Here is a 26,398-nt window from a genome sequence, read left to right as displayed (position 1 = left end):
GGATGAAGGCGGTGCTCTGAAGAGCAACAGCGAAAGTTTTGAATGGGGTTGCCGCCGCATGCTTTTCCCGTCTTTCCAGTCCTCAAGAATTTTCTTAGCGAGAGCGCTATGATTGGACTGAGGTTACGTTGTGTAAAGAAAGTTGACTATCGCTGTTACACCCCACGATCGCGCGACGCTGCCAACGACCTGGCATCCGCTCAACCCTCTTTGGCAAGGTGATGAGACGGTCATACAGCAAGGGCTTCCCCACACTAAACTCGCGCCGACCTGGCAAATGCTGATGCTAGGTGATGGTTCTCCGACTCGCCACCTTCAGTTGTTAACAGGTGAACCAACGGAAGTGGATGTGATTGACATGTCGGCGATCGGGATGGATGCTGATCACGCACCTAGTCAATTGCAAGTGGTGCCAGGGCCACGCTTACGGCGGCAGGTTTGGCTTCGCACGGCATCCGGGCAGCGTCTGGCATATGCTACTTCCTGGTGGGAAGCCAGCCATGTGGATGAGTATCTGCAAAATCGATCGCTCCCTATTTGGGCGAGCCTTGCCCGGTTGCGAACGGAACTGTATCGAGATGTGCAGGGCATTTACTACGGTCATTCGGCAGCATTAGAGCAAGCCTTTGGGCAATCGGGGCCGCTTTGGGGACGGCATTACTTGTTCTGGCACCGTGGGCAGCCCCTCACCCTCATCTACGAGGTTTTCTCGCCCTACCTGACGAAATATTTAGGCGCAACACGACTGGATTGTTGCTAGGTCGATCGCCGCAGCCCTTGCATTAGAAGCATCTTAGCCAGAATCCAGGTCAGGCAAGTTTACTGAGACCAATTTCACTCGCTAAAGCTATAATGCTCCTTCAGCAGTAGTGCGTACCGTCGCCAAATGTCCAACCTCACAGCACAGCAGCAGTTCGATCAACTCATTCAGGCAACCACTGCTTTGATGCAGTCTTCCAGCCAGCAAAACCACAAGCTGGATAGTCTCACCGATGCTTTGATGCAGTCTTCCAGCCAGCAAAACCACAAGCTGGATAGTCTCACCGACAAAATTGATGCGCTTACCGATCAGGTGGGACATCTGACCGAAGGGTTTACAGAACTTAGGGAGATGATTGAACGGCAGGCAGCAGCAGCAGAGCGACAGGCAGCAACAGCAGAACGGCAGGAGCGCAATATTGATCGACTCGTTGGCATTGTCGATCGCCTGCTGCAAGATCGATCGGCATAAGCGATCGCGCGATTCAGTGGCACCACTGTAAAGTTGGGCATCCCCCCGCTTATTGCGCTATCCTGAGCAGTATTACAGCATCAAGAACCACTTCACTTCTGGAGAACGCAACATGACTTGGCGCGGGTCTAGCACGGCTCAAGATAGAATTTTTGCTTCCCTGGTTTATTTGGTTCCTCTTTTGGATGTATTGCCATTTGGTCAGTCATTCATGAATGAATTCTTAGGCATCAGCTTAAGTTCTCTGCTGCGTTTTCCTTTAATTCAGTTCTACTACATACCCTTCGTTCCTTTTATTGTTTTCTTTGCCTTATTTTTACTCGTTGTTCGCAACGAAGGGATTGCTCACTTCATTCGCTTCAATGCTATGCAAGCGATTTTGATCAGCATTGTCTTAAGCCTGATTGGCATTGTTTGGCAGTATGTTCTCGGCCCGATTTTAGGGGTTAGCCTGCTAACCCAGACCCTCTTCAACACAGTCTTTTTAGGAACCATTGCAGCGGTCGGCTATTCAATCGTACAGTCAGCGCTAGGGCGCTATGCCGAGATTCCGACGATTTCGGATGCTGCTTACACCCAGGTTCGCTAACGATCGTCTTGCTAGATTCACCGACGATCAGGTTAACTGCCCAAGCTGTGATTTTCATCGTCGTCAGCTTGGGCTATTCTCGTTCGTTCTGATGCTTTTGGTGCTATTTCTGGTTGCGATGGCCTGTGCGATCGCGCGGCTACGCTATTGTTGAGGTCACCAATCCCTTCAATCTCGACCCGGACGCGATCGCCCACTTGTAGTGCTCCAACCCCTTCAGGCGTGCCAGTTAGCACAACATCACCTGGCAGTAATGTGATGGCCTGACTGATGTAAGACACCAACACATCAGGTGAAAACACCATTTGATCAATGTAGGCAGACTGAACAGGTTTGGGGTTGTCGTTGATAAACGTTTGTAGCCGTGCGCCTGGGCTAACATCCCGTACAATCCACGGCCCTAGTGGACAGAACGTATCGAACCCTTTCGCGCGAGTCCATTGCCCATCTTTGCGCTGCAAATCACGGGCGGTAACATCATTGGCGATCGTGTAGCCCCAAATTTTGGCCTGCGCCTGCTCTGGAGTGCAGTCCACACAGCGATCGCCAATAATTAGAGCCAGCTCACCCTCATAGTCAACCCGCTGCGACTGCACGGGAGCCAAAATGACTCCATCTGTCGCAATCACAGCCGTTGGCGGTTTCATAAACAGCAGCGGTTCTTCTGGCACAGGGGTTCCCATTTCGGCGGCATGATCCGAGTAGTTCTTGCCGACAGCAATGATTTTAGAGGGCGCACATGGAGCCAGAAGTTGGTAGCTCTCTGCTGGCAACTCTAATTCTATAGGTTGTCCGTTTAACCAGGGAGGTGCATCGAGCACACTAACCTCTCGCCCAAGCTGGAGCAACCCGTAGTAAATTTGTCCGTCTGCGGCTTGAACCCGGACATAGCGCTGTGCCATAACTCAACCGATTCCTCACGGCTCAAGAAGAACTTGAAACATCCAACTTCAAAGACTAATCCACTGAGATGTGGGCTGAATGCTCAAATCGATCAAGGACAAATCCGTGATTTAAACCTATCATCACAACTCTGGACATAACGGTATTGGTAATGCCTTCTACAGCTTTAGGCATAGCAGCACTGGCAACGCATCATAAAAGCTGATTAATGCGGTGTTGCCATTCTCTAGCGACTTGGAACCTAAACGCGATAGAATGATGAGTCCTTGCTTCTTAAGCGCCTAAAGGGCTGAATGACGATCGCGTATCAGCAGTCCCTTTATTGCGCTAACTCAGGAAGCCATTAGTCCACAAGGAGACCTCACGACATGGAATATTTTTACGAAACGATGTACATTCTTCGCCCTGATTTGGGTGAAGAAGCGGTCGAGCAAGCGATCGAGAAATATCAAACGCTGCTGCGCGAAAATGGAGCAGACGTTTTAGAGACACAGCACCGGGGCAAGCGTCGTCTAGCCTACGAAATTCAAAAACACCGCGAAGGTATCTACATTCAGATCAACTATCAATGCGATGGTAGCCAGGTAGCGGCGTTGGAACGATCAATGCGTCTCAGTGAAGAAGTGCTTCGCTTTTTGACCATTAAGCAAGAAGTGCCAGAAGCCGAAAAAGAAGCCGTAGAAGCCTGACATTTCACCCCATAGCCTCTGCAAACTGCTTACACTGAAAGGGTTAAGAGATCGCTCTTGCCGTTCATTGCGTTGAGTGCGCTACAGCAAATCTATGAAGCTCTCCAAGAAAACCCTCGATCAACGTTTAGAGCACGTTTACGATGTCATCATTGTGGGTGGTGGTGCGGGTGGATTGGCTGCTGCCATTTACTTACAGCGCTACCGACTCTCGTGCCTGGTGATTGAAAAAGGTCGAGGGCGATCGTTCTGGATGCAAGACCTGCGGAATTACCTGGGGTTACCACCCAACACCCCAGGGCGAACGCTCTTGCAGCAGGGGCAGCAACACTTGTTGTCCCTGAATGGCGATTATCTGGCTGGCTTTGTAGAAGCCATACACGATGAGGGCGACACCTTTGCCGTCAAGGTCAAGGTTGGCAAGCAAGACAGCATTTATCCTGTGTTTCGCGGTAAGTATGTGGTGGCGGCGAGCGGCATTATTGATCGTCTTCCCCAACTTGACGACATGCAGAACGTTTATGACTACGCAGGCTTCAACCTACACGTCTGCATGATCTGCGATGGCTACGAAATTGCCGATCAGCAGTGCGGTCTCTTTGTGGAAACTGAGTCCGCTATCAATACAGCCTTTGTGTTGAACTGGTTTACGCCTTACATCACCGTTTTTACGCAAGGGCTATGTGAGGTGGATGATGCAATGCGCCAAAAGCTGAAAGAGCATGGCTACCCGCTGGTAGAAACCCCGATTGCAAAATTTCTGGGACATGACCATGAAATGACTGGCGTGGAGCTAACGGATGGTTCCACGATCACGTTAGAAACCGGGCTAGTTGCGATGGGTTCACATTACTTCAACGAATATCTGAAAGGGCTGGATTTGCAGTGGAACGGCGAGAACTTGGTGACAGATTCGATGTGCCGCACCTCCCATCCACGCCTTTTTGCGATCGGTGATTTAAAAGAAGGACTAAATCAGGTATCAATTGCGGTTGCAGATGGTACATTAGCTGCAACCGCAATTTGGCGGGAGATTCGCCGCGCGTCTGCCCCTCGCCTCTGGGAATCTCACCTCAGCCAACCGGATGCTATAGAAACAGATGCCATCAAAAATGGAGTTCTAAAGACGTGACCTATTCCGAGAGCCATACCCTGACTGATTTACAAACCGAAGCCGCGCGCCTCCGCGAAGAGCTACAGATGCGCGATAACCTGGTGCAGCAACTATCCCAGGAATTATTTCGCCTGGTAAAAGGCAATGCCAGCTTCATGCCTAGCCCGGAAGTGTCTGAGCGGCACTTGGCTGAAGTGCGTGCCTTGAGAGAGCAGCTACAGGGCGTAGAGCAACAGGTAACCTTTTATCAAGAACAGATTACCGATCGCGATACCGAAATTTACCAACTGCGACAATCGGTGCAGGAACTGACCGATCGTTCGCGCATGCTTGAGCAAGTCGTGCAGGAGTTGCCCAAGATCTACCGCCAAAAGTTTGCAGAACGCATGGTGCCAATCCGCGAAAAAGTCACCCAAATTCAGCGCGAGAATCGTCAGCTTCATGCTGAACTGCAAAGCGTTAGTTATCGTCTGGCGGTGAGAACCCGTCGCCAAACCCATCTAGATTTGCCCAGTTTTGGCAAAGGAATGGGTGCCTCTCTCCCCAGTTTTGGCAACGCCTAAGTTTCAATGCCTGATGTACTTATTGTTGTAGAGTCCGTACACTCTGAGGTGACGGCTCAGATGATTTCTGTGCTTAAAGCTGCCATGCTTAGCAAGCATCAATCTGAGACAGCATGCATTCGTGTTGATGTCATTTCATCCGCTGATCTCGCTGCGGATGTTCTAAGTGGGGGCAAGTGGGCAAGCAGTGACCATCTGCTTTGCCCTCTAACGCTGCATTTACCTCCCGCACTTTCGTTTCCAGCGCAAGCAATTTACTCAGCCTGCCGTGATGTGGCTGGTTTACGCCAGCAGCTAGCCGCATGGCAATATGCGATCGGATCAGGCAACTTTTGGCTACCGATCGCCCTCACGGCTAAAGGCCCACTTTATGCCGAAGTCATTGGTCTTGCATCTGAGATAGCAGCATCAGCTGACCTATCAAAACGACGCTACACTCAACCAGTTCATTTAAACGATGCTCAGCGTCAACCGCTTTACGCCTTAGGACAACGGCTCCTGCGATCACTGTCAGCACCACCAGCCGTTTACCTGATGCAGTTTGGCTGGCAGGGAAACACACTTTGTTTTGATCGACTGTTTCCCTTTCCAGCCGCACCCGCGATCGCCAGCCTAAAGGTTCAAACGCCCGATCTGCTTGCCTGTCATTGGGCCTGTCTCAGTAGTCAGCCGATCGTGGATCTCGTGATCGATCAGCTGGATTGATCTATCTGTACAAGCTTTCTCTGTACAAACTCAGTTTGTACAAGCGTCCTCCGTATATAGCGTTTCCGGCTCCCGTGAGGTACAAACTAGAGGCTCAAACCCTTGCCCTGTAACGTCCCATCTGTACCTCATCCGACAGAGAACCGCTATAAAGCAGGAACGAATATTGTTCCTTAACAAAGGAAACTTTATTTACTCTTTTATTTGCATCTCTTTACTGAGGAAAGTTATAAATATTGGGTAAAGCAGCCGATAACGGACGGAGGGGAGGTCAGTAAACCCTTCATAATTACAGTGAGCTACTTGCTCAGGGTGTATACGGTGTGTTCCCTCAAAGCAATCTACTATCAGCTATTTCTATCGGTTAGGAGCGGTGATTTGTTAGCCAGCGGCAAATGCTTAAAAAAGTCTGGAACGACTTATCGTCCGCCGCTTCAATGATTAACCAGCCTTGTGAGTCATGGTTGCGCGGTTATAGTGAGGTCTTTGGGGATACGTTAAGCCCATTACTCACTGCTTTACCGATCAACTACTCACGCTTGTACAGATTTTGTAATCTATTGCATCTTCAATTTCCCCTATCACTAAGAGATGTCACGATGAAGGGAATCAATCGCTCAATTACAGGCTTTTCTTTATCAATTCTGGTAGGAGCCAGCTATTCTCTGCCTACAATGGCGCAGGTTCAGCTATCACCTGTTCAAAGTACTCCGTATCAGAGAGAGCTTAGCCCTTCAATGCCAAGCACGGCTGTGCAAGAAGCAGAATCTGCCTACATTCTTGGCGCAGGCGACATCCTCAAGATTGATAGCTTTGATACACCCGAACTTGTGCTGGAGCTACGCTACCCTGTACTACCCGATGGTTCAGTCAACTTACCGTGGGTCAAGAGTGTCGATGTCAAAGGGCTAACACTTAGAGAAGCTTCTGAACGGCTGGAAGAACGATACAGTCGCTATGTCAACGAGCCAAGAATTACAGTTAGCCTGGTTGCCGCTCGTACTCTGAAGATCGGCGTCATTGGTGAAGTCACTCGTCCTGGCTCCTACATTATTGCCAGTAATCTTGTCAGTAGCTCTGCGGTGGGCACTACAGATGCCAATCAAAACGGGTTGGGTGGGCAGCAGCAGGGCGGCGGAAACGAAAGCGGTAGCCAGTGGCCCACGGTGAGTAAGGCCATTCAGGCGGCTGGCGGCATCACCGAACAGGCAGATATCCGTCAGATTCAGATTCGCCGCCCCCAAGGTTTTAATGGTGAAAAGGCGCGCACAATTAACCTTTGGAAGTTTTTAAGTGAAGGTGATTTAACTCAAGATGTCCAGGTGCGAGACGGCGATACGTTAGTTGTTCCTAAAGCAACCAGTGTAGACACGACAGAGGCTCTTCAAATTGCTATCAGCAGCTTTTCTCCAGAGGCGATCAGGGTCAACGTGGTTGGTGAGGTTACCACCCCTGGCTCGGTTGCCGTAAGACCCAATACGACTCTGAATCAGGCCATTTTAGCGGCTGGTGGATTCAAGGCAGGTCGGGCGAAGAAGGATGTGGAGTTGATTCGTCTTAACCCAAATGGCACAGTCGATCGACGAACGATTAATGTTGATTTCTCACAAAAGCTTGATGAGAAGAATAATCCACCCTTGCGCAATAACGATGTAGTGGTAGTCAATCGGAATGGCATTGCTAAGATTGGCGATACTGTGGGCACTTTCTTGGGGCCGCTGGGCGGGATCTTAGGGCTATACGGCATCTTCAAATAATGGCTGGCATATCCCTTCCAGATAAGTGCAAAAGGTTTGGTGCTCAGAGTCAACCAGGTAAAGAGGAAAATCATGAAGGCTGAACAATACACTCACGGTTCATCGTTCAACGATCAAGAGCGAGGGTACACAAACGGAGCGCTGAGTGAAGACACAGCAGATTTGTCTGCCCGACCAGCGGGATTAGATTTGTCGCCGATCGTCAGGATGATTCAGCGCAATGCTCTCCTTATTGCAGGCGTCACAGCCGCTGGTGCTGCCTTAGTTGCTTACTCTAGCTTGAGTGGTCCCCGTACTTACAAAGGACATTTTCAGCTTTTGGTTGAGCCGATCACGACTCAGGCGCGTCTATCCGATCCGGCTGCAATTTCTCGACCAGGTGCGCAACAGCCTGATGTCATTGATTACCCAACGTTACTCCAGATTTTGCAAAGCCCTGAACTATTGTCTAAAATTGCGACAGAAATTCAGCGTCGTTACCCCGATGTCACCGCGAGTTCGTTAGCAGCAGCAGCCAGCAACAAAACGCTGGTAATCAAACGTTATGAAGTGCTGGCACAGCGCTTTGGTTCTGATGCCTCCGATCCAACCAAAGTGATCGATGTGTCGTACAAAGGGCAAGACCCACAGAAAGTAGAGTTTATCTTGCAAGAGCTTGCTAGAGGCTACTTGAGATATAGTCTTGAGGATCGAAAGACCCGCATTGGTGGTGGCGTTCAGTTTATTGAGGATCAGCTTCCTAGTCTTCAGCGCCGCGTGAATGACCTGGAAGGAGAACTACAAGCGCTCAGACAACGCTATCGGATTGCTGACCCAACGACAGAAGGCACTCAGCTTTCCACGCAGGCGCAAAATGTTCAAGCTCAGCAGCTAGAGACACAGCGCAACTTTAAAGAACAGCAGGCATTGTTTGGTCGTTTACAGGCGCAGCTTGGTATCAGCCCAGAACAAGCTCTGGCCGCAGCTTCTTTGAGCGAAAATACCAGCTACCAGACTCAAGTTGCTGAGCTGAAAAAAGTACAAACGGCAATTGCAGAAAAATCTGCACGCTACAGCAGTGAAAGCCCAGTGATTGTGAGCTTGAAGCAGCAGGAAGCCAAGCTAGAGCAATTGCTGAACAGAGAAGCACGCAAGAGCTTGGGCTTAACCGACCCCAATGCACCCATCGACGCTCGCGTTCTTGCCTTTCAAAATGCCCTTCGAGTGGACTTGATTAGACAGTTGGTGACGGCTGCTAACACGGCTCAGCAGTTGAGAGTTCGCGGACAGGCGATCGCTGAATCTCAAGCGTTCCTAAACCAAAAGCTTCAGGAATTCCCGGTTGTTGTGCGTCAATACACTGGGTTGAGTCAGCGTTTAGACCTTGCCAGAACAACGCTGAATCAATTTTTGACCCAACGTGAAACGCTGCGGATTGAAGCAGCGCAGAAAGAAGTTCCTTGGGAAATTGTTTCTGCCCCAACGATCGACCGAGATGGCAAAAACAACCCGATTCCATCCGCAAGCATTGAGCCGAAGTTTTTGATTGCAGGTTTGGGAGCTTGCTTGCTGCTAGGACTGGCCGCCGCCTTACTGAAAGAAAAAGCCCGCGACCGATTCTATAGTGCAGAAGACATGGAGGGTGCACTAAAGCTACCGCTTCTAGGCACGATTCCGTTTAAGAGTGGCCTGAATCAACCGACCGTTTCCCTTCCCACTGCTCGCTCAGATGCGTTTGCAAAAGCATTCAGTTCTCTCTATACAAATATTCGCTTTCTCAGTCCTAAAGGATCTGTCCGCTCTCTGGTGATTGGTTCCGCAGAATCGGGTGATGGCAAAACCACGATCGCTTTACATCTGGCACTAGAAGCGGCGTCGATGGGACAGCGTGTGCTCTTGGTTGATACTAATCTGCGCGCCCCTCAACTCCATTCAATGTTTAGCCTACCTAATACGATCGGGTTGAGTGAACTCATAACAAACAAGGCAGAAATAGAGCAGGCCATTCAACGTGCTCCAGTCGATCACAACCTTTCAGTGCTGACGTCCGGGCAAACATCGCCCGATTCAGGCAAACTGCTGGCCTCTAATGAGATGCAGGGCTTAATGCAGGCACTACAGGACAAATTCGATTTGGTCATTTATGATACAGCTGCACTTTCAGAATTTTCTGATGCCAATTTTGTAGCGGCTCAGTCTAGTGGGATGCTGATGGTTGCAGGGGTTTCAAAGACAAAACGTTCCGTGTTGACCCAAATTCTCGCTGAACTGAATCGCTTTCGGTTGCCCATACTCGGCTTTGTGCCGAACCATCCAGGCAGAGGTACCGCTAACTCTTTCAGCCAATCGGGTCAGTTCGGACAGAATTATGGTGGAAAGCCTACATTGCTGGGAAACTTTAAGCTACTGAAGCCAAACGAGTAAGCAATTCTTGAATTATTAGTAGCACGCGGAAAATAGCCCCTTTGTACTTAAGCTATTCAATTGAGCGATCTCGATTGTTTATGGACTTGCTTTCTACTCAAATTCTGTCAGATAACGCAGATAGAGAGGAGCTGATAGATAGAACAGAGCGAACTTGCAAAGGTGGGACTTACCATATCTGTGATGAATCAACTGCTCAACTTCCTCTTGGTGGCGATCGCGCTCTTTCTACTCATCCCCATCGGAGTGCTTTGGGTGGAATGTCTTGCCGCCGCTTTGCCAAAACGTCAAACGGGTCAAGAACTGTGCATGAATCGCCCAGCGATCGCAGTACTGGTGCCAGCGCACGATGAAGCAGGCGGTATCAACACAACGCTACGTACCGTGTTACCACAGCTAACCCATCAAGATCGCTTGATTGTCATTGCTGACAACTGTACGGACGAGACAGCCACTGTTGCACGGGAAGCAGGTGCGACAGTCATTGAGCGCCATGATCTTGAGCACCGAGGGAAGGGCTACGCGCTGGATTTTGGGTTGAAGTTTCTTGCCTCAGCCCCACCAGATGTGGTCGTTGTAGTGGATGCCGATTGCCTGGTTGCAGACGGTGCGATCGCCCAAATTTCGTGTTTAGCAGCTACCAGTCAGCGTCCAGTGCAGGCAAGTTACCTCCTCACACAGCCACCAAAGCCTAGCCCAGCAGCGGCTGTATCAATCCTTGCTTTTACCGTTAAAAATTTAGTACGCCCCTTTGGCTTAACCCAATTAAGGCAACCTTGCCTTTTAACTGGAACTGGGATGGCGTTCCCGTGGTCTGTGATTCATCAGGTTTGCTGGGCGAGTGGCAACATTGTTGAAGATATGCAGCTCTCCCTCGATCTTTTACTTGCAGGATACCCCACGGTTTTTTGCGCAGAGGCTAGTGTAACTGGTGCGTTGCCACAGCAAACACAGGCGGCTGTAAGTCAACGGACTCGATGGGAGCACGGACATTTACAAACGCTCTTTAGTCAGGTGCCACGTCTGCTCAAAGCGTGGATAAGCCAGAAGCGTTTCAGCTTATTGGCGATCGCGCTTGATTTATGCGTTCCACCACTGTCGCTTTTGGTCATGCTGTGGAGCGCGGCTTTGATTGCGGCGGGGATTACAAGCTTGGCACTAGGGCTGCATCTGCCTATGCTCCTACTGGCTCTGGAAGGCTTGCTGCTTTTCACTGCGGTGACTGTAGCTTGGGCAAAGTTTGCTCGCCATAGATTACCGTTGGTAACGCTATTGTCAGTACCACTTTATGTTCTTTGGAAAATACCCCTTTACTTCGCGTTCTTGCGTAAACCTCAGACTAAATGGGTACGTACCGAACGAGATCTGACAAAATCTCAGGAGCTTTAGCTAGTCATACTTTCAGATCCCGATCCTTAAACTCGGACGCTAATGTGTTGCCAGTTCTCTATAATCTACAATCATGAATAGCTCTTTCAGCATAGTTGGCTAAGACTAACTGTTGCTTTGAATACAACTTGTGAGGGAGGCTTCTAAACAGCGCATTAAGTACCTTTAAAGAGTGGATAGAAACAGCCAACGTGTTCCTATTCGCTTCAGATAGTTCTTTAGAAACGGAGTACGACAATGAGTTTAGAAGAAAGAGCAAAAGCCGCTGCTAAAAATGTCGAAGGCAAGGTTCAAGACGCAGCTGGCAGAGTAACAGGTGATCCTGCAGATCAAGCTGAAGGCAAAGCGAAGCAAGTAGAAGCTAATGCACGCAATGCTAAAGAAGATCTGAAAGATAGCGCCAAGCGTACTGTTGACAACGCGTAATCACATCTGATGATTAAGTACGGATAAGCTGTTAAAGAGGGCACTGGTCATCAGTGCCCTCTTTGAGTGTTTGACTAGACAACGCGGGTCACAGTAGCGGTTGTACTTATGAAGTGTGCTCAAAATCTTAGCTTCTCAAGCCGAACCCCGTTTCATTTAAATGGGAATGGTTAACTGTAGAGATTAAAGCTACATCTACTGTGCTAGGACCCATTAATATTGACTGAGTATTAGTGCTTTGAAGGTGTAACAATTCTTACTTAAGTTCGACGTTTTCCTAAATTGAGCATCACGAGCCGAGACTTAGCATGAGACTTCTCTCACTTAGTAATTTCGAGTTCATGAAAACTCCTTAAGTCACCATACTTTACTTGCCAAAGCTGCCATCGTGAAGAAATTATTCTTAGGTAGTTAGAAGCTATTGTGATCGAGCTGATCTTTAGTACGATGCTGGTTAGTAATTTAGCATTCTCTAACTACCGTGGCACAAAGTTCTAGCGACTCAACTTTACTTACACCCATTGATAGCTCCACTCCCGTAGCAGAATGGACTGAGTTGCTACAACAGCTGCTCGATCGCCAGTCATTATCGACTGGGCAAGCTGCCACTTTAATGCAAGGTTGGTTGAGCGAAACAATTCCGCCGCTTCTGTCTGGTGCGATTCTGGTCGCAATTCAAGCGAAAGGCGTATCTGCAGAAGAGTTGGTTGGAATGGCTCAAGTCCTGCGTGGTTTGATGTCTCGCTCCGTTGCGTCTGACTATCCACCTCTCGCTACTGTTGTTGATACATGTGGGACAGGCGGAGATGGCACTAGCACCTTTAACATTTCTACCGCTGTTGCTTTTGTTACAGCAGCGGCAGGCGTTTCAGTGGCTAAGCATGGCAATCGCTCGGCTTCCAGTCGTGTCGGGTCTGCTGATGTCTTGGAAGCATTGGGTGTGAATCTGGCTGCCCCTCCAGAAAAGATCCAGGCGGCACTCCATGCTGTTGGTATTACATTCTTGTTTGCTCCTGGTTGGCACCCAGCGCTAAAAGTCGTTGCACCAATGCGGCGCGCTTTGAAAGTACGGACGGTGTTCAATCTTTTAGGCCCACTGGTCAATCCTATGTATCCAACCGGTCAGGTCGTAGGAGTTTATGCCCCCAGTTTGATTCAAACGGTTGCGGAAGCTCTAAATCAGTTAGGCATACGGCGTGCGATCGTGCTGCATGGTCGAGAAAAGTTGGATGAAGCCGGCATTGGAGATCTGACAGACTTAGCGGTGTTATCCAAACAAACGGTCAACCTTACTAGCTTGAACCCTGCTGAAATGGGCCTTACATTGGCTCCTCTAAGCGCGATCGCGGGAGGCGATGTACAACATAATGCAGACATTTTGCGCTCCGTGCTGCAAGGCAAAGGCACACAGGCGCAACAGGATGTTGTAGCCCTCAATGCGGCGTTGGCGCTACAGGTGGGTGAAGTGTTGCCTCAAACAGCGGAACCATACGCTGAAGGTGTGCGACTCGCACAAGAGATTTTACGTAGCGGTGCTGCTTGGGATAAATTTGAGCAGCTAGTGCAGTTTCTTCATTGAGCCTGTTTGCTCAATGGCGGCGTTAACTGCAATTTAGACTACCGTTGCTTGAATTCGACCACATTGCGCTTGATGGTCACATCATAGTCACTAAAGAAATCATGACCTAACAAGCCTGTATCCAAGGCTGAATTGCCGATCGCGACAACGACCCCCTTGATAACCGCTCCACCAACCGCGATCGAGTTCACATACGCGAGCGGTACTTCCACACTCTTGTCACTAGCTGTATCAACCTTCGCTTTACCAACCACCTTTACCCCCAGGTTCGAGGCCATCGCGCTGGTGATTACCGTACCGCTGGCTCCCGTATCTACAATCATTTCAAACGTTCGGTTGCCATTGAAAGTGACATCAATGACAGGTGTGCCGCCAGCACGACGCTTAATTCTGGCGATATAAACCCGACCAGAACGGGAAGATGCGTTAGAGCTGACAATTTCGGGGTTGCTGGTAGACGCCGTGTCGGTGCGAGGCACGATCGGTAAAAGAGCAGGTTCAGATGCGATCTCACTGGAGTCTGCTCGCGTTGCTTGCTTTCTGGCGTAAGCAAGATTGCGCTGATATTCGGCTAACTTTGCTTTTGCCAGCGATCGATACGGGCTGGAGTTTGGCACCGATCGCATCGATTGAATCGCTTGCTGCCAACGACTAACAACTAAATTCCAGTCGTCTCGAGATTGCGCTGATATGGTAATGTTGCTGGCGCTATCAGCTTTTTCTAACGCAAGTTTGTAAGCATCTTGATTAGCCGCAGCGACTGGCGGAGGTACTGGTCGTAACGACGTAACAGCAGGGCTTGATACCGTCACCGGAGGTGTTTCGGGACTGGTTACAGCCGTTTTGACGCTGGTGTTGCGGCTACAGGCGGTGCTCCCCAGAAATACCGCACCCGACAGTATGAGCAGAAGAACATTAAAACAAGGGCGTTTTAGCATGGGCTAAGAAACTCACACGTAAAGTAGCGAATTTAGAGTACGAGATCTGGGGTCGAATCTAAGGTGCAATGTTATGCTTGGCACGTTTTCCCTTTAACTGCGTGACGAATTTCCCCTTAACTTATAGAGTGCCGCACTCATGACGCTTATTAACCTGACAATTAAAGATCTGACATGAGTTGTAGGGTGCCGTATAGCCTTCGGCATTCAAGAAAAGCGACAGCGTCACGCACCAAAATCAAGCTTAAGTGTGCGTGATAGCGATGCCTCACCTACGACCGCAGCGTGAAGTTGCCAAAGGTCTAAATCAACACTGCTGGATTAATAATCAATCCATTCTACGAAAATAACAAATGGAACTCGTACCCGCAGCGATGGTGCTTGATGTTTGGCTCTCAAGGACTGCCCCTTCACATGCTTATGCTGAACTCCTGAGCTTTGTTGAGGCATGGCATAATAAAGCGTCTACGTCTGATAGCAATCACTATGGTTCTCCCGTCTACTCAGCCAGCGTTGTTAGTTTTAGCAGATGGTACGTCGTATCAGGGCTTATCCTTTGGTGCAACAGGCACTGCGATCGGTGAGGTTGTGTTTAACACGGGTATGACCGGGTACCAGGAAGTTTTAACCGACCCTAGTTATCGTGGTCAGATCGTAACCTTTACGTATCCAGAGTTGGGCAACACTGGGGTGAATCCTGAAGATGAAGAGTCAGCCCAGCCCCAAGTGCGAGGGACGATCGCCCGCAATGTTTGCTTTAAACCCAGCAACTGGCGCTCCACTCAATCCTTTCCTGAGTACTTAAAGCAGCACAATATTCTAGCCATTTATGGCATCGATACGCGTGCTCTAACGCGTAAGCTGCGGTCGGTCGGAGCGATGAACGGGGCAATCTCTACTGAAATTCTCGATCCTGCAGAGTTGTTGTCGCATGTCCAAGATGCACCCAGTATGGCTGGGCTTAATCTTGTCCGTGAGGTAAGTACGAAAGCCAGCTATGAGTGGTCGGATACCACGAATGAGACCTGGGAGTTTGGCCCTGTGGCAAAGTCTGCGGCTGCCGAACCTCTTACGGTGGTCGCGATCGACTTCGGCATCAAGCGCAACATTCTACGTCGTCTTGCTAGCTATGGCTGCCGCGTCATCGTCGTACCAGCAGACACGCCGCCAGAGGAAATTCTCAAGCACAACCCAGATGGGATTTTTCTTTCTAATGGGCCGGGTGATCCAGCAACGGTCAGCGAAGGCATTGCTACGACCAAAACACTGCTAACTAGCCAAAAGCCCATTTTTGGCATTTGTATGGGGCATCAAATTTTAGGACTCTCGTTAGGTGCAGAGACCTTTAAGCTCAAGTTTGGGCACCGGGGGCTAAATCAACCCTGTGGCTTACAGCAGCAGGTAGAAATTACGAGCCAGAATCACGGCTTTGCGATCGCTGCCGAATCGTTGGCGGCGGCTGATGTCGAAATCACGCACCTCAACTTAAACGATCGTACCGTAGCAGGCTTACGACACAAATCGCTGCCCCTGTTTTCGGTGCAGTACCATCCTGAGGCTAGCCCTGGCCCTCACGATGCCGACTATCTGTTCGATCGCTTTGTGCAAACGATGCGCGAGCAACGCGCTGTCCTTAAGTAATCCTTATTGACAGTACTGTCGCTCAGAGAAAGAAGCCTTCTGCTTTTGGCGACGTAATTGCAAGACGTCTTCCTGGCAATTATTCAGATCGAACGCCGTCTTTCCCCCAGTTTTTTAACGATCCGCTAAGATATTGTCATTTAAGGACAGGCTTTGGTAGCAAACGCGCTGACCAAGATGTATACTTGAACGTCGAATCTAAGGATTGAACAGCTAGGAGGGTTTTATTCCTGAACAACTAACCCTGACAGTCAGCTTAAGAGGCACGCGCGAAGTTAGGGACAATTACCAGTTATTTCGCCTCACAGGTCTCTTGGATGCTTTCTCAGAACCTACGTTTCGTAAGGTGCTTACTAAATGTATAGAGGAGGGACCCAAGCACGTCATTCTAGATCTATCCAAAATTGATTTTGTGGATAGTTCTGGTTTGGGTGCGCTAGTGCAGCTTGCGAAGAAAGCCCAGACTGCTGAGGGCACTTTGCAAATTGTGACGAATCCTCGTGTCACCCAGACAGTCAAACTGGTTCGTTTAGAGCAATTTCTCGCGCTGCAAACATCAGTTGACGTGGCGATCGAGAACGTTAAATCTGCCTAAGTGCAGGATTGAGATTGTGGCATAGTGGCATTTTTACACCTGAAAATACTGGGTTAAGCGAGATATTTAATACGTCTCGCTGTTTCTGAGGCCATAGACTGCTTGTGCTGCATCCTACCTCACGCTGAGCCACTCGCACCTTGTTGCCAGATGGTCAAACAATGATGTTTCGTTTGCCATCTAATGCCTAAGTCCTGTTGCTGCTCAGTTTGTAGCGTACTGGTTAACAGTAGCCTTTAATCTGAGGCTGCGATGCACCAATAATCTTGGACTTATGAGTCAATATATTCGTTGGGCTTGGCAGAACCACTCGTATCGGTTTGCTTCCTTCATGATGGGAGTTACCATAGCTATTTTGCTGCTAGTAGGTCAGTTAACTGCGGTTAGTGCCCATCCAACGGCTGAAAACGTATCGTCTAGACATTACGCTATGAGTACTCTCGCCCCGCTTTCTAAAGAAGAGTTGAACGCAGCACTCAGCCAACTGAGCGGTTGGAGCGTTAAAGACGGCAAACTTCATCGTCAGCTACAGTTTGCATCGTTTGTTGAAGCATTTGGCTTTATGTCTAGCGTCGCTTTGGTTGCAGAGTCAGCAGGCCATCATCCAGAGTGGTTTAATGTCTACAATCGCGTCACAATCGATCTAACCACCCATGACGCGGGGGGGATCACCACGAAAGACGTTGAGCTTGCTCGCAAAATCAATGCATTGGCAAAATGAAGCGCTGCCCAACGACTAAAGGATAGGCACTTCCATCGGGACACTGCTCTTTTGCCATTACCTCCTTATCTAGACCTGCTTAACGCTGCTAGGCAGATCGTTTGTATAGACAGCAGTTTCTCCTTTCACAACCTTCTGTCAAAGCGAATCGCTAAACATTCGGTACAAATGTTCCCTTTTGGGCATTCCTGCGTATGCTGGAAGCATTGTATTGGTGTTGGCAAGAGGATGGTTCGCTATGCGTTTGGGCAAAGTTGTTAAATCCAACTCGCACTGTGACTACGTCGTGGAACTGCATGATGAACGCAGTCGAGCAGATCCTCCTAAACCGGATGATTACGGGTTTGGCTGTTTTGTGCGGCTAGACAGTGGCGATCGTCATTGGGCTGTAGGACTTGTCTACAATACCCAGCTTTTTAACCCTATGTTTTTGAATATGGGACCCCGTTTGTCGAGTGAACCTGATCCCGTCTTTGCACCTGATTTGATTAGCGAGACCCGAACGTTACTCTGGACGGTACTCATTGGCACTCTCGAAGCAGACAATGGTTCATCCTACGGTATTCACGGCATTCCTAAAGTTGTCGTACCAATTAACACACCCGTTGAAACCATGACACAGGCTGAAATTCATCGCTTTCACCGAAACCGTCAGGGGCAGCCGCAGTTTTGCTATTACAGCCATTTGTTGCGCTGCGGCGGGACGTTTGCGACTCAGTTAACCCAGCAAGTGTTAACTGAATTGATTGATAGCCAACTGTTTGATGGCGATGAGCAACGTGCTTTGAATATTCTCTGCAAAGAGTTATCATGGAAAGACACAATGGGTGCCATGAGCTAGTGGGCATGGTCAAACGGCAATACATTCTGGAACGTTAGCTCAGTTTATGCTGCCTGCTGAGCCTCTTTACAGCAAGTAGCCTTGTGATCGGGGGTCACGCACCTCTTGTCTCGTTTCTCATAGCCTGTACACTACTGCTACGGGAAGTAGTAGTCACTTACTGCTAGGGAGTTTAGTAATAAAAAACCGACAGTCTTCGCAAGAAATCTGTCGGTCAGTCGTGTGTTCCCTGTTGATGACTCGGCTAAAGTTGAGTCTTTTTAAGTATGTTGCTTCAGCATCATGACCGATGCGATCTAGATCAGCCCTTGGTGTGATCTTCGTCACATCGTGATTGCGCCAAATAAAAAACCGACAGTCCTCGAAAGAAACCTGTCGGTCAGTCGTGTGTTCCCTGTTGATGACTCGGCTAAAGTTGAGTCTTCTAAAGTATGTCGTTAGCGCTCTTGTTCACATGCGATCAAGATCATCCTTGCTGGTGATCTTAATCACATTGGCAAGTTCAGTAATCTGTATAACGCTCTTTCACGCGCCAGTGATTATGGCCTTGCGCATGCGAGGTCTAATTCTTTAGCTTTAAAGCTAACAGGACTTACGTAGTCGCCCCCTACCCCCCCCAATTCTGGGAGACTTTGATGTTGCCCTCTCCCCCAAATTTGGAGGCTGGCACGGTGGTTTCATACCAATTTGAATTGAAAATGCGACACATCCTGTAGGGGCAAGGCATTGCCTTGCCCCTACCCACCGATTGATCTGTAGCCGTCATTCTTTAAATCGGTATCAGCCGCTCCAAAAGCCGTTGCAAACCTTTTTTCTTCTGATACATGAAACCGCCCTGCCAATTTGGGGTTGGGGGCCAGTTTTGCGAGAATTTGCGTAGTCCTAGCGAATCGCTGTAGCAGTCTTTAAACTGTGAAGTCGCTTCTGGTTAAGTTGGTATATCCGCATGATTGAAGATGGCAGCAAACCATTGCTCTAGTCGATCGCCCATAGCAGCTAATGAGTAGACTGCCTCTGCTTGCCGTCGACAGGTGTAGCGATCGATCTCTTCTAGGCGTGCGATCGCGTCTACCAGCCCAGAAATGCTACCCGGTTCTACCAGCCAGCCTGTTTTACCATCTTGCACAATTTCAGCGGGACCACCGCGATGATAGGCGATAACGGGTACACCACAGGCCAGCGCCTCGATCGCCACGTTGCCAAAAGCTTCGACCCAGCGAGGCGTCATGAGTAGTGCCTGACATTTGCCTAGTGCGCTCTGAAGTTGCTCTGTGGGCAGAAAGCCTTCGTAGGTAACTGGCGCAGTCGGATATTGCTGCTGAATCTGCTGCCAGTAGGCTTTGTCTTGCAGTACTCCCCAGATTTTGAGCGGTTTTTGAACGATCTGAGCCACTGCCACTGCATCTTCCAATCCTTTTTCGGAAGCAAGGCGTCCCACCCAGGCAAGGCAAGGCTCTGGCTGAGGGCAAAATTGGTAGAGCGAGAGATCAAACCCGTTACCCAACACACGGCATTGGGTGCCGAACGAGAAAGTATCTGCCTGAGCCTGGCTGTGAACGCCTATGCTGTCTGGAAACCGCGCGATCGTCTGCGCGATGATGGTATCCATCGTATCGGTCAAGGAACCCATGCTCACGAGATGGGCGATCGGGCGATCGAAAAAGGGCGTGAGATAAAAGGGTAGCCAGTCGTAGGCAAAGTTTACCAGCATGTCGAACTGCGCTTGCACCTGGTATGCGTAGGCCCACATGTTTGCGAGAACGGCGTTTGGAGGCATGGCGATCGCAGCCGTTCGCCCTTCATTCTGCGCGGTTGGTTGCAGTGTGCCCTCAATTTCTACCAGGGGAAACGGTGTGACTGAACCTGAAGGTGCCACAATTTTGACGCTGTGCCCTCTCAAGCTGAGTGCTTGCGCTATGTTGTGGAGCGTCAGTTCTACCCCTCCGCCCAAGCCACTGCCTAAAGCTCCCACAGAGGTAGAAAGAAGCAAGAGGCGAAGTGGACGATCTAAAGAGGCACTCATTCTGGTTTGCTTACTGGCATTGCTATAGGGGCCAACTCTTCCATTGTGACTGCGTTTTGGGATAAGCCAGTAGCATCAGCTTGCGGGGCTGAAGTGCGGTGAAACTTTGCTGCCAGACTGTCGCGCTGATTAATCAGATAAATACTTACCAGCGTGAGACTCACGCCAAACCACTGAAGTGGACTCAGCATTTCAGACAAGAAAAGGTTCCCGAACAATAACGCAAAGATGGGCGTTAAGAAGGTAAGAGAACTCAGGCTCGTGAGGCTGCCGCTAGCAGCAAAGTAGAAAAACAAGCCATAGGCGATCGCGCTACCGAAGATGGTTGCATACCCCATTGCCACCCAACTGGATAGATCTAACTCCGCCCATTGCTGATGCTCAAACTGAGACGACAGGGCAAAGAGGGGCAAACCACCTATAATCATGTGCCAGCCCGTTGCTGTCACCGGGTCAGCATGACGACTGACGTAACGCATGAGCACCGTGCCCACAGCCATCGAGAGCGCTGCCAGTAGCATGAGCCATTGCCCATTTTGAAAGAGGTCATGAACCAGGGCCGCACCGAGCTGCAATTCACCTGGTAGCGATCGCTGGTGCAAAACGCTCAGCAGCCATGCTTCCGGTAGGCCCAGCAAACTAATACCTACGACACCCAATAGCAACCCCAGCCACCCCCAAAGGCCAATGCGCTCGCCAAAAAGCCAGAGTGCCATCAACGCGACCGCTAGCGGTTGGGAGTCAATCATTACAGAGCCTAATCCCGCTCCTGTTCTCACCAACCCTTCTGCCAAAAAGCCTTGAAAGAGTGCCCCATCGACCAGGGCAAACAGTGCAATCCACAGCCATGCCGTCCAACCTTTGGGCTGTGGCCGACCCATTAGCATTCCCGCAAACAGCACCAGAAATCCTGCTGGCACCAGCCTAACGCCCGCCATAAACAGCGGCGTTGTGTTAGGAATGACCCCTTTCATGGCAACCATCGCGGTGCCCCAAAAAAAGAAGGGTGCAATGAGCAGTAGCGCTGAAATGAGTGAACGTCCGAAAGACTGTACTTTCTGTGTGGGAAGTGTATGTGAATCCATGAGACAGGCGTGGCTTTCAAGCCAATGGCTTGGGACAAACTGTGACAATTGTAGCTAATGTTGTACTTATGTTAAGTAAATTAGAGAGCAATTGCCTGGATCTTGCTGTATCTTGGCTTACTCATGGGCAAACACGAGCCGTTGCTTGGGTGCGATCGCCCATGTTTTGACAATAGTATTCAACGATAGGGACTCACAGCGCGAACTAATCATGGCTTGTGGCTAGGGGCTGTCGCCAACGACTCATACGTATACTTGCAGCAAGAGTTCCAGCCCCTAGCCTGGTTTGTGAGGACGGGCGCGGTAAGGCTGATACTCAAGGTTTCTGAGCTTAATCGATGATGCGCCCTAGTCGAAACTCTATGTATTAAGGCACACTAGAGTTTGGGCATGCACTAGATTTAGACCCATCGAGTTTGACCGCTTCCTGAAATGCTTGCTGTGAGACGGTGCTTTTAATGGTTCACAGGTCAATTGTTTACGCGCTTGCTCTGCCGTTGGTGTCACCTTTTCACTCCCTGTTTCACTTATCGCTGGTTGATTATGATTTGGCCTCTTAAGCCTCGCTTTCAAAAACAAATTGCCCGTATTGAAATTAACGGCGCGATCGCAGGTGCAACCCGTAAACGTGTTTTAGAAGCGCTTAAAACAGTGGAAGAACGACGGTTTCCAGCGTTGCTACTGCGCATTGATAGCCCCGGTGGCACTGTGGGCGATTCACAGGAAATTTATGAGGCGCTAAAGCGACTGCAACGCAAGACTAAAATCGTCGCGAGTTTTGGCAACATCTCAGCATCTGGCGGAGTTTACATTGGCATGGGTGCAGAGCATATCGTGGCAAATCCTGGCACGATCACAGGCAGTATTGGGGTCATCTTGCGCGGCAACAATCTGGAGCGCTTGCTGGAGAAAGTTGGCGTTTCATTTAAGGTGGTGAAGTCCGGGCCATATAAAGATATTTTGGCGTTCGATCGCGAAATCACCGAGTCAGAAAAAACGATCTTGCAAGAACTCATTGATGTCAGCTATCAGCAATTTGTGCAAACAGTCGCCGATGGTCGCAAGTTGGCAGCCGAAACCGTCCGGAGCTTTGCCGATGGTCGCGTGTTTACTGGGCAGCAAGCATTAGCCTTGGGACTGGTCGATCGTTTGGGTACCGAAGAGGATGCACGTTGCTGGGCCGCCGAACTGGTTGGGCTAGACCCTGAGAAAACCCGCACCTTTACCTTAGAAGAACGTAAACCATTCTTGAATCGGCTGTTTTCAAGGGATGCTAGTGCGCTGGTTCAACTAGCATCTTTGCCCGGACTGGCACTAGGGGTCGAATGTCTGGAGTTTGAGCTGACAACGAGTGGTTTACCACTCTGGCTCTATCGCCCCTAGAAGCAAGCTAGCGAAACAGAGTTTGCTTCTGGCAGCAACGTCTTAATTATTAATAAGCAGGATGGCATTCTGGCTGCCATCCTTAGCATTTGCAGCCATGATTAAGATCAGACACGATTGAATGCAAGCTGTTTGATCACCAGCACGCAGCTTGGGGTTAGACATCATTAGAATTGTTCATACAAGAGAAGTGTTAGCGAAAGTGCGTGGAGGATTAAGCGTGGGTTGGAGAGTGCGGGCGGTGCGTGGGGCCACAACAGTCTCAGAAAATTCAATTGAAGCGATTCGAGAAGCCGTCCACGAACTGCTGGATGAGCTGGAAGCTTATAATCGGCTTGATCCAAACGAAATCGTGAGTGCGACCTTTTCCGCTACCCGTGATCTGGATGCCACTTTCCCTGCTTCGATCGCCCGTGAACGGCCTCATTGGTCAAACGTGCCACTTTTGGATGTGCAGCAAATGCATGTCGAAGGTAGCTTGGAGCGCTGTATCCGCTTTCTCATTCACTTCAATACACCCAATCCAGAGCTTGAAATCTACCATCCCTATCTACGTCAGGCTAAAAGTCTTCGACCCGACTGGACGATGGCTCAAGCAGCTTTAATCGCTAAAACAACCACTTAGATTCCGGCTCGTGCCGAGTGGCGAACACTCCACGATCGTAGACTGAGCAAAAGGGCAAGGAGAGTCTGAACGATCTCCTTGCCCTTTCTTTTAACTCCAAACAATAACGAAATTGCCATCAGCGCAGACAATCCCAGACCAAACAAGACCTTAGACCTCAGGCTTCGCTTCGGGCAAGACACCAACCTGACGTTCTGCAAAGTATTTATTCAAGAACGTGCTGACCAGCGACAGGACGATCGGGGAAAGAATGAAGGCAATGAGGCCGTCCACCCTAAAGCCAGGAACAAACACAGAGGCCAACCAAAAGCAAAAGCCATTCACAACGAGGGAGAAAAGCCCCAACGTCAAAAAGTTGAGCGGCAACGACAGAATAGACAAAATAGGTTTGACAAACGCATTAACCAACCCGATCGAGATGGCTGCAATGATTGCGGCTGGGAACGTAGCGATATCGACTCCAGGAACCGCTAAATCAACTACAAGCAGACTTAGCGCCGTAGCCAGTAAGGTTAAAAGATTTCCGACCATAGTTTTTTCCTCAAATTTACCAAGAGCTAACAGTCTTGCTATGTGACCATTATTGAGGAAACGACCATCCAAGCGTATCTCTACCCAGATAGAGATACCGAACGATCGCAATCAGCCTACAGAAGCAAGCTGCTGATAGAGGCTTTTACTGGGTGGTGCTCGTCTGGTTTAACTCAGGGCGATGACGGTGTAGAACGACTTGCCAGCAAAGGTTCTATGACTTCAGATTCACTTGTCTCGTCTACTCGAAGCACTGGTGGGCCAAGCGCAGTCTCTCTAGCTTGCTTCACGGTAACCGGGTGCGGCTTATGAAAGCGAATACCCAGCACCACATCGTAAAGGAAACCAAAAAAGTCTTGTGGCGTTTGCAAAAGGCCTAGCGATTGGTGAGCACCTTTTGCATCTAGTAGTCGCCTAGTCGCAACGTAAGCGGGCTGGTAGTTATACCAGGGCATGGAAGGCCAAAGATGATGTACTAGATGGTAGTTCTGCCCCATGATCAACAGATTAAGCACCGCACTAGGATACACTCTGGCATTTTTCCAGCGATCGCGCTCATGGAAGGGGCGATGCGGCAAGTAATCAAAAAAGAGTCCAAGCGCAAAACCAACCACCGCTAGGGGAACAAACCAGTAATTAAACACATAGTCTGTGAAGTCAAACTGAAAAGCCGAGAAGACGATCGCAGCTAGCACTAGTCGCGCAGCAACCCACTCCCATAGCTCATATTTACGCCAGAGCTGACGCCTGAAAAAATAGACTTCGTGATACAAAAACCGAGCATTGATAATCCACAACGGGCCAGCCGTAGAAACCACATGATCGGGATCGTTAGCGGGATCGTTGACATGTGCATGATGCTGCATATGCACTCGTGTGAACACCGGGAACGAAAAGCAAAGCATCAACGCGCTGGCATGCCCCAAAAACGCGTTAAGCACTCGATTGCGATGCGCCACATTATGACAAGCATCATGAATCACCGTACCAACTATATGCAGTGCGACGAAATTCAGCACAAAGCTGCACCAGTGATACCAATGCCAACAAAAGTAACCCAAAGTAGACACCGATGCCAGCGCCACTGATCCGATAAACATCAGCAGGGTTGGATTGAAATCACCAGGAGGACCTAGCAACTCCTTGGGCACCGTCAGGGGCTTCACTGCCTCCGACATTTACAGTTCTGCTCCTTCTTAATCACCAACGCGTAGTATACGATACCTATCGTTTCAAAATAAAGTTTTGTGAAATCAGCTCCACTAATCTAAAACTAACGCTGACTGTATGTGGGGTTATATGACGGCTTATAAAGCGTAGAGCCTTAGTTGTATTCGATCGAATATCAGTTGGCATCTCAAGGATATGTAAAGAAGTGTGGAACTACCCCTGAGCAGAGCTACTTGGGGACTATTGAAGGGGAACTTTGAGGGCCGGTAGCACGTCACTGGGTTTGAATGTTTTGCTTGGAGGCGAACTGATCTAGATTGCATGGCTCGCTGCTCTATCAGTCTTGGGGCGATCGTGTTGAGGTCACGCTCCTGCATGCGAAAGTGCTATAGAAAAGATTCTTGGTTAAAACCTCCGAGGTTTGCGTCGTTCTGTCATCGTCGCTTCAGTTATTAACGTCTTTTTGAGGTTTTTGCTATGTCGTTACCGAAGTTGGGAAACAGGTTGGGAAATTCTACGTTTCGGTACAGCAGCCTAAGCGCTTTGCTAAGTGCAGTGTTGCTGCTAAGTGGTGGTAACGCGATCGCAGCTCAAACCTTTGTGCCAGCATTGCCGCTTCAGGTTGCTCAAAGTTCAACGACAAATACGGGTGATGTCATTGTGAACCCAGAGCCACAGCAATCAGGCTCAACGACGAACCCTACGACGAATCCATCCACGGGTTCTACCACAACGGCTTCGGGTACTCGCTTTACCTGCGAGATGGTGAGTGGTCAATATACGGTGATGTATCGTCCTGAAAGCCAGCCGACACAATCCTACCCCTGGGCTATTCCCAGCAATATGGGTGGTGGCTGGGATGCCAATCGTCGTTGTGCCGAAATTAGCCGCCGCTTGGAATCTTACCGCCCCGATGGGCTGCTGGAAATGAAGACAGGCGCGGAGAACGGCTACAACACTGTCTGCGTGACTACAGAAAGAGTTTCTAGCTGTCGGATTGTGCTGACCGTGCCGAACGGACAAGATCCCACTTCGACTCGCGATCGGGTCTTCCAAAACCTGACCGTTGCTGACAGTGGGCAGCAAACGCAAGGAGTGAACACCTATACAGGTGGTGGCGGCAGCGACATTGTTGATCAAATTGGACGGGCGATCGGTGGACTATCAAACATCGGCCAATCGACGAGCGGTTCAGACGGCATCAATCTGCGTCCCTTCCTTGATCGACGCGACGGTGGCACAGGGACGCAACTGAGAAGTGGCGCTGCTAACACCTCTGCTCCCCGGCGGCTAAATCCTGGGAACTTTCGCTAAGGCAACCGTTCTATTGGATGATTTCTTTTGTAGAGGCGCGGCAATGTCGTACCTTTCATAAGATTAGAATCAATGCTTAGCCCTGCCTTTGGCGGGGCTTTTTTGATGTCTACTGAACGCGTTTGCTGTATCAAGGTCTACCGAACTGACTGGACAGATCCGCTAAGGTCACTGGAAGGTATC

General features: G+C 49.7%; 25 protein-coding genes. 19 read left to right on the top strand and 6 right to left on the bottom strand.

All coding sequences use genetic code 11. From position 1 onward, the window contains the following. Window positions 1-142 precede the first annotated feature (142 nt). From AC5JLP_RS32960 to AC5JLP_RS32950, 3 genes are all read left to right on the top strand, one after another. Window positions 143-760, top strand: a complete 618-nt coding sequence (locus AC5JLP_RS32960) for a chorismate lyase (RefSeq protein WP_496072101.1) — start codon at window positions 143-145, stop codon at window positions 758-760. Between the two features lie 126 nt (window positions 761-886). Next, window positions 887-1,231: a hypothetical protein gene (locus tag AC5JLP_RS32955; RefSeq protein ID WP_496072100.1), complete on the top strand. Its 345-nt coding sequence runs from the start codon at window positions 887-889 to the stop codon at window positions 1,229-1,231. Window positions 1,232-1,343: 112 nt separating this feature from the next. Further along, on the top strand, window positions 1,344-1,820 hold the full coding sequence (locus AC5JLP_RS32950) for a Tic20 family protein (RefSeq protein WP_496072099.1): 477 nt from the start codon (window positions 1,344-1,346) through the stop codon (window positions 1,818-1,820). A 32-nt stretch (window positions 1,821-1,852) separates the two neighbouring features. On the opposite strand, the gene AC5JLP_RS32945 is transcribed toward AC5JLP_RS32950, so the two are convergent. Continuing rightward, the gene (locus tag AC5JLP_RS32945; RefSeq protein ID WP_496072098.1) at window positions 1,853-2,722 is read right to left on the bottom strand and encodes a fumarylacetoacetate hydrolase family protein; all 870 of its coding nucleotides are present in this window, start codon (window positions 2,720-2,722) and stop codon (window positions 1,853-1,855) included. A gap of 369 nt (window positions 2,723-3,091) precedes the next feature. Between AC5JLP_RS32945 and rpsF the strand changes: the two genes are divergently transcribed. The 9 genes from rpsF (at window position 3,092) to trpD (ending at window position 13,348) form a co-directional block, all read left to right on the top strand. Then, window positions 3,092-3,412, top strand: a complete 321-nt coding sequence (gene rpsF / locus AC5JLP_RS32940) for a 30S ribosomal protein S6 (RefSeq protein WP_496072097.1) — start codon at window positions 3,092-3,094, stop codon at window positions 3,410-3,412. 94 nt (window positions 3,413-3,506) lie between these two features. After that, complete coding sequence (locus tag AC5JLP_RS32935; protein ID WP_496072096.1) at window positions 3,507-4,544, top strand: NAD(P)/FAD-dependent oxidoreductase; 1,038 nt, start codon at window positions 3,507-3,509, stop codon at window positions 4,542-4,544. Continuing rightward, window positions 4,541-5,089, top strand: a complete 549-nt coding sequence (locus AC5JLP_RS32930; protein WP_496072095.1) for an Npun_F5560 family protein — start codon at window positions 4,541-4,543, stop codon at window positions 5,087-5,089. The genes AC5JLP_RS32935 and AC5JLP_RS32930 overlap by 4 nt, the downstream gene beginning before the upstream one ends. A 6-nt stretch (window positions 5,090-5,095) precedes the next feature. Beyond that, window positions 5,096-5,794 (top strand): hypothetical protein, encoded by a 699-nt coding sequence (locus AC5JLP_RS32925; protein WP_496072094.1) that lies wholly within the window; start codon window positions 5,096-5,098, stop codon window positions 5,792-5,794. Between the two features lie 599 nt (window positions 5,795-6,393). After that, window positions 6,394-7,551, top strand: coding sequence for a polysaccharide biosynthesis/export family protein (locus AC5JLP_RS32920; RefSeq protein WP_496072093.1), 1,158 nt, complete (start codon window positions 6,394-6,396; stop codon window positions 7,549-7,551). Window positions 7,552-7,623: 72 nt separating this feature from the next. Continuing rightward, window positions 7,624-9,954, top strand: a complete 2,331-nt coding sequence (locus tag AC5JLP_RS32915; protein ID WP_496072092.1) for a GumC family protein — start codon at window positions 7,624-7,626, stop codon at window positions 9,952-9,954. 183 nt (window positions 9,955-10,137) lie between these two features. Next, window positions 10,138-11,343 carry a glycosyltransferase family 2 protein gene (locus AC5JLP_RS32910; RefSeq protein WP_496072091.1) on the top strand — a complete coding sequence of 402 codons (1,206 nt, stop codon included), beginning with the start codon at window positions 10,138-10,140 and terminating at the stop codon, window positions 11,341-11,343. Window positions 11,344-11,580: 237 nt separating this feature from the next. Then, window positions 11,581-11,769, top strand: coding sequence for a CsbD family protein (locus AC5JLP_RS32905; protein WP_496072090.1), 189 nt, complete (start codon window positions 11,581-11,583; stop codon window positions 11,767-11,769). A gap of 481 nt (window positions 11,770-12,250) precedes the next feature. Next, the gene (gene trpD / locus AC5JLP_RS32900) at window positions 12,251-13,348 is read left to right on the top strand and encodes an anthranilate phosphoribosyltransferase (protein WP_496072089.1); all 1,098 of its coding nucleotides are present in this window, start codon (window positions 12,251-12,253) and stop codon (window positions 13,346-13,348) included. A gap of 38 nt (window positions 13,349-13,386) precedes the next feature. Here the strand turns inward: trpD and AC5JLP_RS32895 are convergent, their stop codons facing one another. Then, window positions 13,387-14,286 carry a retropepsin-like aspartic protease family protein gene (locus AC5JLP_RS32895; protein ID WP_496072088.1) on the bottom strand — a complete coding sequence of 300 codons (900 nt, stop codon included), beginning with the start codon at window positions 14,284-14,286 and terminating at the stop codon, window positions 13,387-13,389. A gap of 486 nt (window positions 14,287-14,772) precedes the next feature. Between AC5JLP_RS32895 and carA the strand changes: the two genes are divergently transcribed. From carA to AC5JLP_RS32875, 4 genes are all read left to right on the top strand, one after another. Beyond that, on the top strand, window positions 14,773-15,927 hold the full coding sequence (gene carA, locus AC5JLP_RS32890; protein WP_496072087.1) for a glutamine-hydrolyzing carbamoyl-phosphate synthase small subunit: 1,155 nt from the start codon (window positions 14,773-14,775) through the stop codon (window positions 15,925-15,927). A 226-nt stretch (window positions 15,928-16,153) separates the two neighbouring features. Continuing rightward, entirely contained in the window at window positions 16,154-16,522 is a 369-nt protein-coding gene (locus tag AC5JLP_RS32885; RefSeq protein WP_496072143.1) for an STAS domain-containing protein, read from the top strand. Between the two features lie 430 nt (window positions 16,523-16,952). Continuing rightward, window positions 16,953-17,243, top strand: coding sequence for a 4a-hydroxytetrahydrobiopterin dehydratase (locus AC5JLP_RS32880; RefSeq protein ID WP_496072086.1), 291 nt, complete (start codon window positions 16,953-16,955; stop codon window positions 17,241-17,243). A 238-nt stretch (window positions 17,244-17,481) separates the two neighbouring features. Next, window positions 17,482-18,084 carry a DUF8166 family protein gene (locus tag AC5JLP_RS32875; RefSeq protein ID WP_496072085.1) on the top strand — a complete coding sequence of 201 codons (603 nt, stop codon included), beginning with the start codon at window positions 17,482-17,484 and terminating at the stop codon, window positions 18,082-18,084. Window positions 18,085-19,012: 928 nt separating this feature from the next. Here AC5JLP_RS32875 and AC5JLP_RS32870 read toward each other — a convergent pair. Both AC5JLP_RS32870 and AC5JLP_RS32865 read right to left on the bottom strand, forming a co-directional pair. Then, window positions 19,013-20,107 (bottom strand): glycosyltransferase family 4 protein, encoded by a 1,095-nt coding sequence (locus AC5JLP_RS32870; protein WP_496072084.1) that lies wholly within the window; start codon window positions 20,105-20,107, stop codon window positions 19,013-19,015. Further along, complete coding sequence (locus tag AC5JLP_RS32865) at window positions 20,104-21,192, bottom strand: DMT family transporter (protein ID WP_496072083.1); 1,089 nt, start codon at window positions 21,190-21,192, stop codon at window positions 20,104-20,106. The genes AC5JLP_RS32870 and AC5JLP_RS32865 overlap by 4 nt, the downstream gene beginning before the upstream one ends. 543 nt (window positions 21,193-21,735) lie before the next feature. Here AC5JLP_RS32865 and sppA point away from each other — a divergent pair. Together sppA and aroH are read left to right on the top strand one after the other, a co-directional pair. After that, window positions 21,736-22,575 carry a signal peptide peptidase SppA gene (sppA, locus tag AC5JLP_RS32860; RefSeq protein WP_496072082.1) on the top strand — a complete coding sequence of 280 codons (840 nt, stop codon included), beginning with the start codon at window positions 21,736-21,738 and terminating at the stop codon, window positions 22,573-22,575. Window positions 22,576-22,795: 220 nt separating this feature from the next. Further along, window positions 22,796-23,200 (top strand): chorismate mutase, encoded by a 405-nt coding sequence (gene aroH, locus AC5JLP_RS32855; RefSeq protein WP_496072081.1) that lies wholly within the window; start codon window positions 22,796-22,798, stop codon window positions 23,198-23,200. A gap of 150 nt (window positions 23,201-23,350) precedes the next feature. Here the strand turns inward: aroH and AC5JLP_RS32850 are convergent, their stop codons facing one another. Together AC5JLP_RS32850 and crtR are read right to left on the bottom strand one after the other, a co-directional pair. Further along, window positions 23,351-23,731: a phage holin family protein gene (locus AC5JLP_RS32850; RefSeq protein ID WP_496072080.1), complete on the bottom strand. Its 381-nt coding sequence runs from the start codon at window positions 23,729-23,731 to the stop codon at window positions 23,351-23,353. Window positions 23,732-23,904: 173 nt separating this feature from the next. Next, entirely contained in the window at window positions 23,905-24,909 is a 1,005-nt protein-coding gene (gene crtR / locus AC5JLP_RS32845) for a beta-carotene hydroxylase (RefSeq protein ID WP_496072079.1), read from the bottom strand. 469 nt (window positions 24,910-25,378) lie between these two features. On the opposite strand from crtR, the gene AC5JLP_RS32840 reads away from it, so the two are divergent. Further along, window positions 25,379-26,215 (top strand): COP23 domain-containing protein, encoded by an 837-nt coding sequence (locus AC5JLP_RS32840; RefSeq protein ID WP_496072078.1) that lies wholly within the window; start codon window positions 25,379-25,381, stop codon window positions 26,213-26,215. Window positions 26,216-26,398: the final 183 nt, after the last annotated feature.

This window comes from Stenomitos rutilans, from assembly GCF_059505485.1.
The sequence above is the reverse complement of the archived record's forward strand: the minus strand, read 5'-3'. Positions and strand labels throughout refer to the sequence as shown.

Coding starts and splice junctions, on each gene's coding strand:
- AC5JLP_RS32955 (WP_496072100.1), top strand. CDS start 887: ATGTCCAACCTCACAGCACAGCAGCAGTTCGATCAACTCATTCAGGCA.
- AC5JLP_RS32950 (WP_496072099.1), top strand. CDS start 1,344: ATGACTTGGCGCGGGTCTAGCACGGCTCAAGATAGAATTTTTGCTTCC.
- AC5JLP_RS32945 (WP_496072098.1), bottom strand. CDS start 2,722: ATGGCACAGCGCTATGTCCGGGTTCAAGCCGCAGACGGACAAATTTAC.
- rpsF (WP_496072097.1), top strand. CDS start 3,092: ATGGAATATTTTTACGAAACGATGTACATTCTTCGCCCTGATTTGGGT.
- AC5JLP_RS32935 (WP_496072096.1), top strand. CDS start 3,507: ATGAAGCTCTCCAAGAAAACCCTCGATCAACGTTTAGAGCACGTTTAC.
- AC5JLP_RS32925 (WP_496072094.1), top strand. CDS start 5,096: ATGCCTGATGTACTTATTGTTGTAGAGTCCGTACACTCTGAGGTGACG.
- AC5JLP_RS32920 (WP_496072093.1), top strand. CDS start 6,394: ATGAAGGGAATCAATCGCTCAATTACAGGCTTTTCTTTATCAATTCTG.
- AC5JLP_RS32915 (WP_496072092.1), top strand. CDS start 7,624: ATGAAGGCTGAACAATACACTCACGGTTCATCGTTCAACGATCAAGAG.
- AC5JLP_RS32910 (WP_496072091.1), top strand. CDS start 10,138: ATGAATCAACTGCTCAACTTCCTCTTGGTGGCGATCGCGCTCTTTCTA.
- AC5JLP_RS32905 (WP_496072090.1), top strand. CDS start 11,581: ATGAGTTTAGAAGAAAGAGCAAAAGCCGCTGCTAAAAATGTCGAAGGC.
- AC5JLP_RS32895 (WP_496072088.1), bottom strand. CDS start 14,286: ATGCTAAAACGCCCTTGTTTTAATGTTCTTCTGCTCATACTGTCGGGT.
- carA (WP_496072087.1), top strand. CDS start 14,773: ATGGTTCTCCCGTCTACTCAGCCAGCGTTGTTAGTTTTAGCAGATGGT.
- AC5JLP_RS32880 (WP_496072086.1), top strand. CDS start 16,953: ATGAGTACTCTCGCCCCGCTTTCTAAAGAAGAGTTGAACGCAGCACTC.
- AC5JLP_RS32875 (WP_496072085.1), top strand. CDS start 17,482: ATGCGTTTGGGCAAAGTTGTTAAATCCAACTCGCACTGTGACTACGTC.
- AC5JLP_RS32870 (WP_496072084.1), bottom strand. CDS start 20,107: ATGAGTGCCTCTTTAGATCGTCCACTTCGCCTCTTGCTTCTTTCTACC.
- AC5JLP_RS32865 (WP_496072083.1), bottom strand. CDS start 21,192: ATGGATTCACATACACTTCCCACACAGAAAGTACAGTCTTTCGGACGT.
- sppA (WP_496072082.1), top strand. CDS start 21,736: ATGATTTGGCCTCTTAAGCCTCGCTTTCAAAAACAAATTGCCCGTATT.
- AC5JLP_RS32850 (WP_496072080.1), bottom strand. CDS start 23,731: ATGGTCGGAAATCTTTTAACCTTACTGGCTACGGCGCTAAGTCTGCTT.
- crtR (WP_496072079.1), bottom strand. CDS start 24,909: ATGTCGGAGGCAGTGAAGCCCCTGACGGTGCCCAAGGAGTTGCTAGGT.
- AC5JLP_RS32840 (WP_496072078.1), top strand. CDS start 25,379: ATGTCGTTACCGAAGTTGGGAAACAGGTTGGGAAATTCTACGTTTCGG.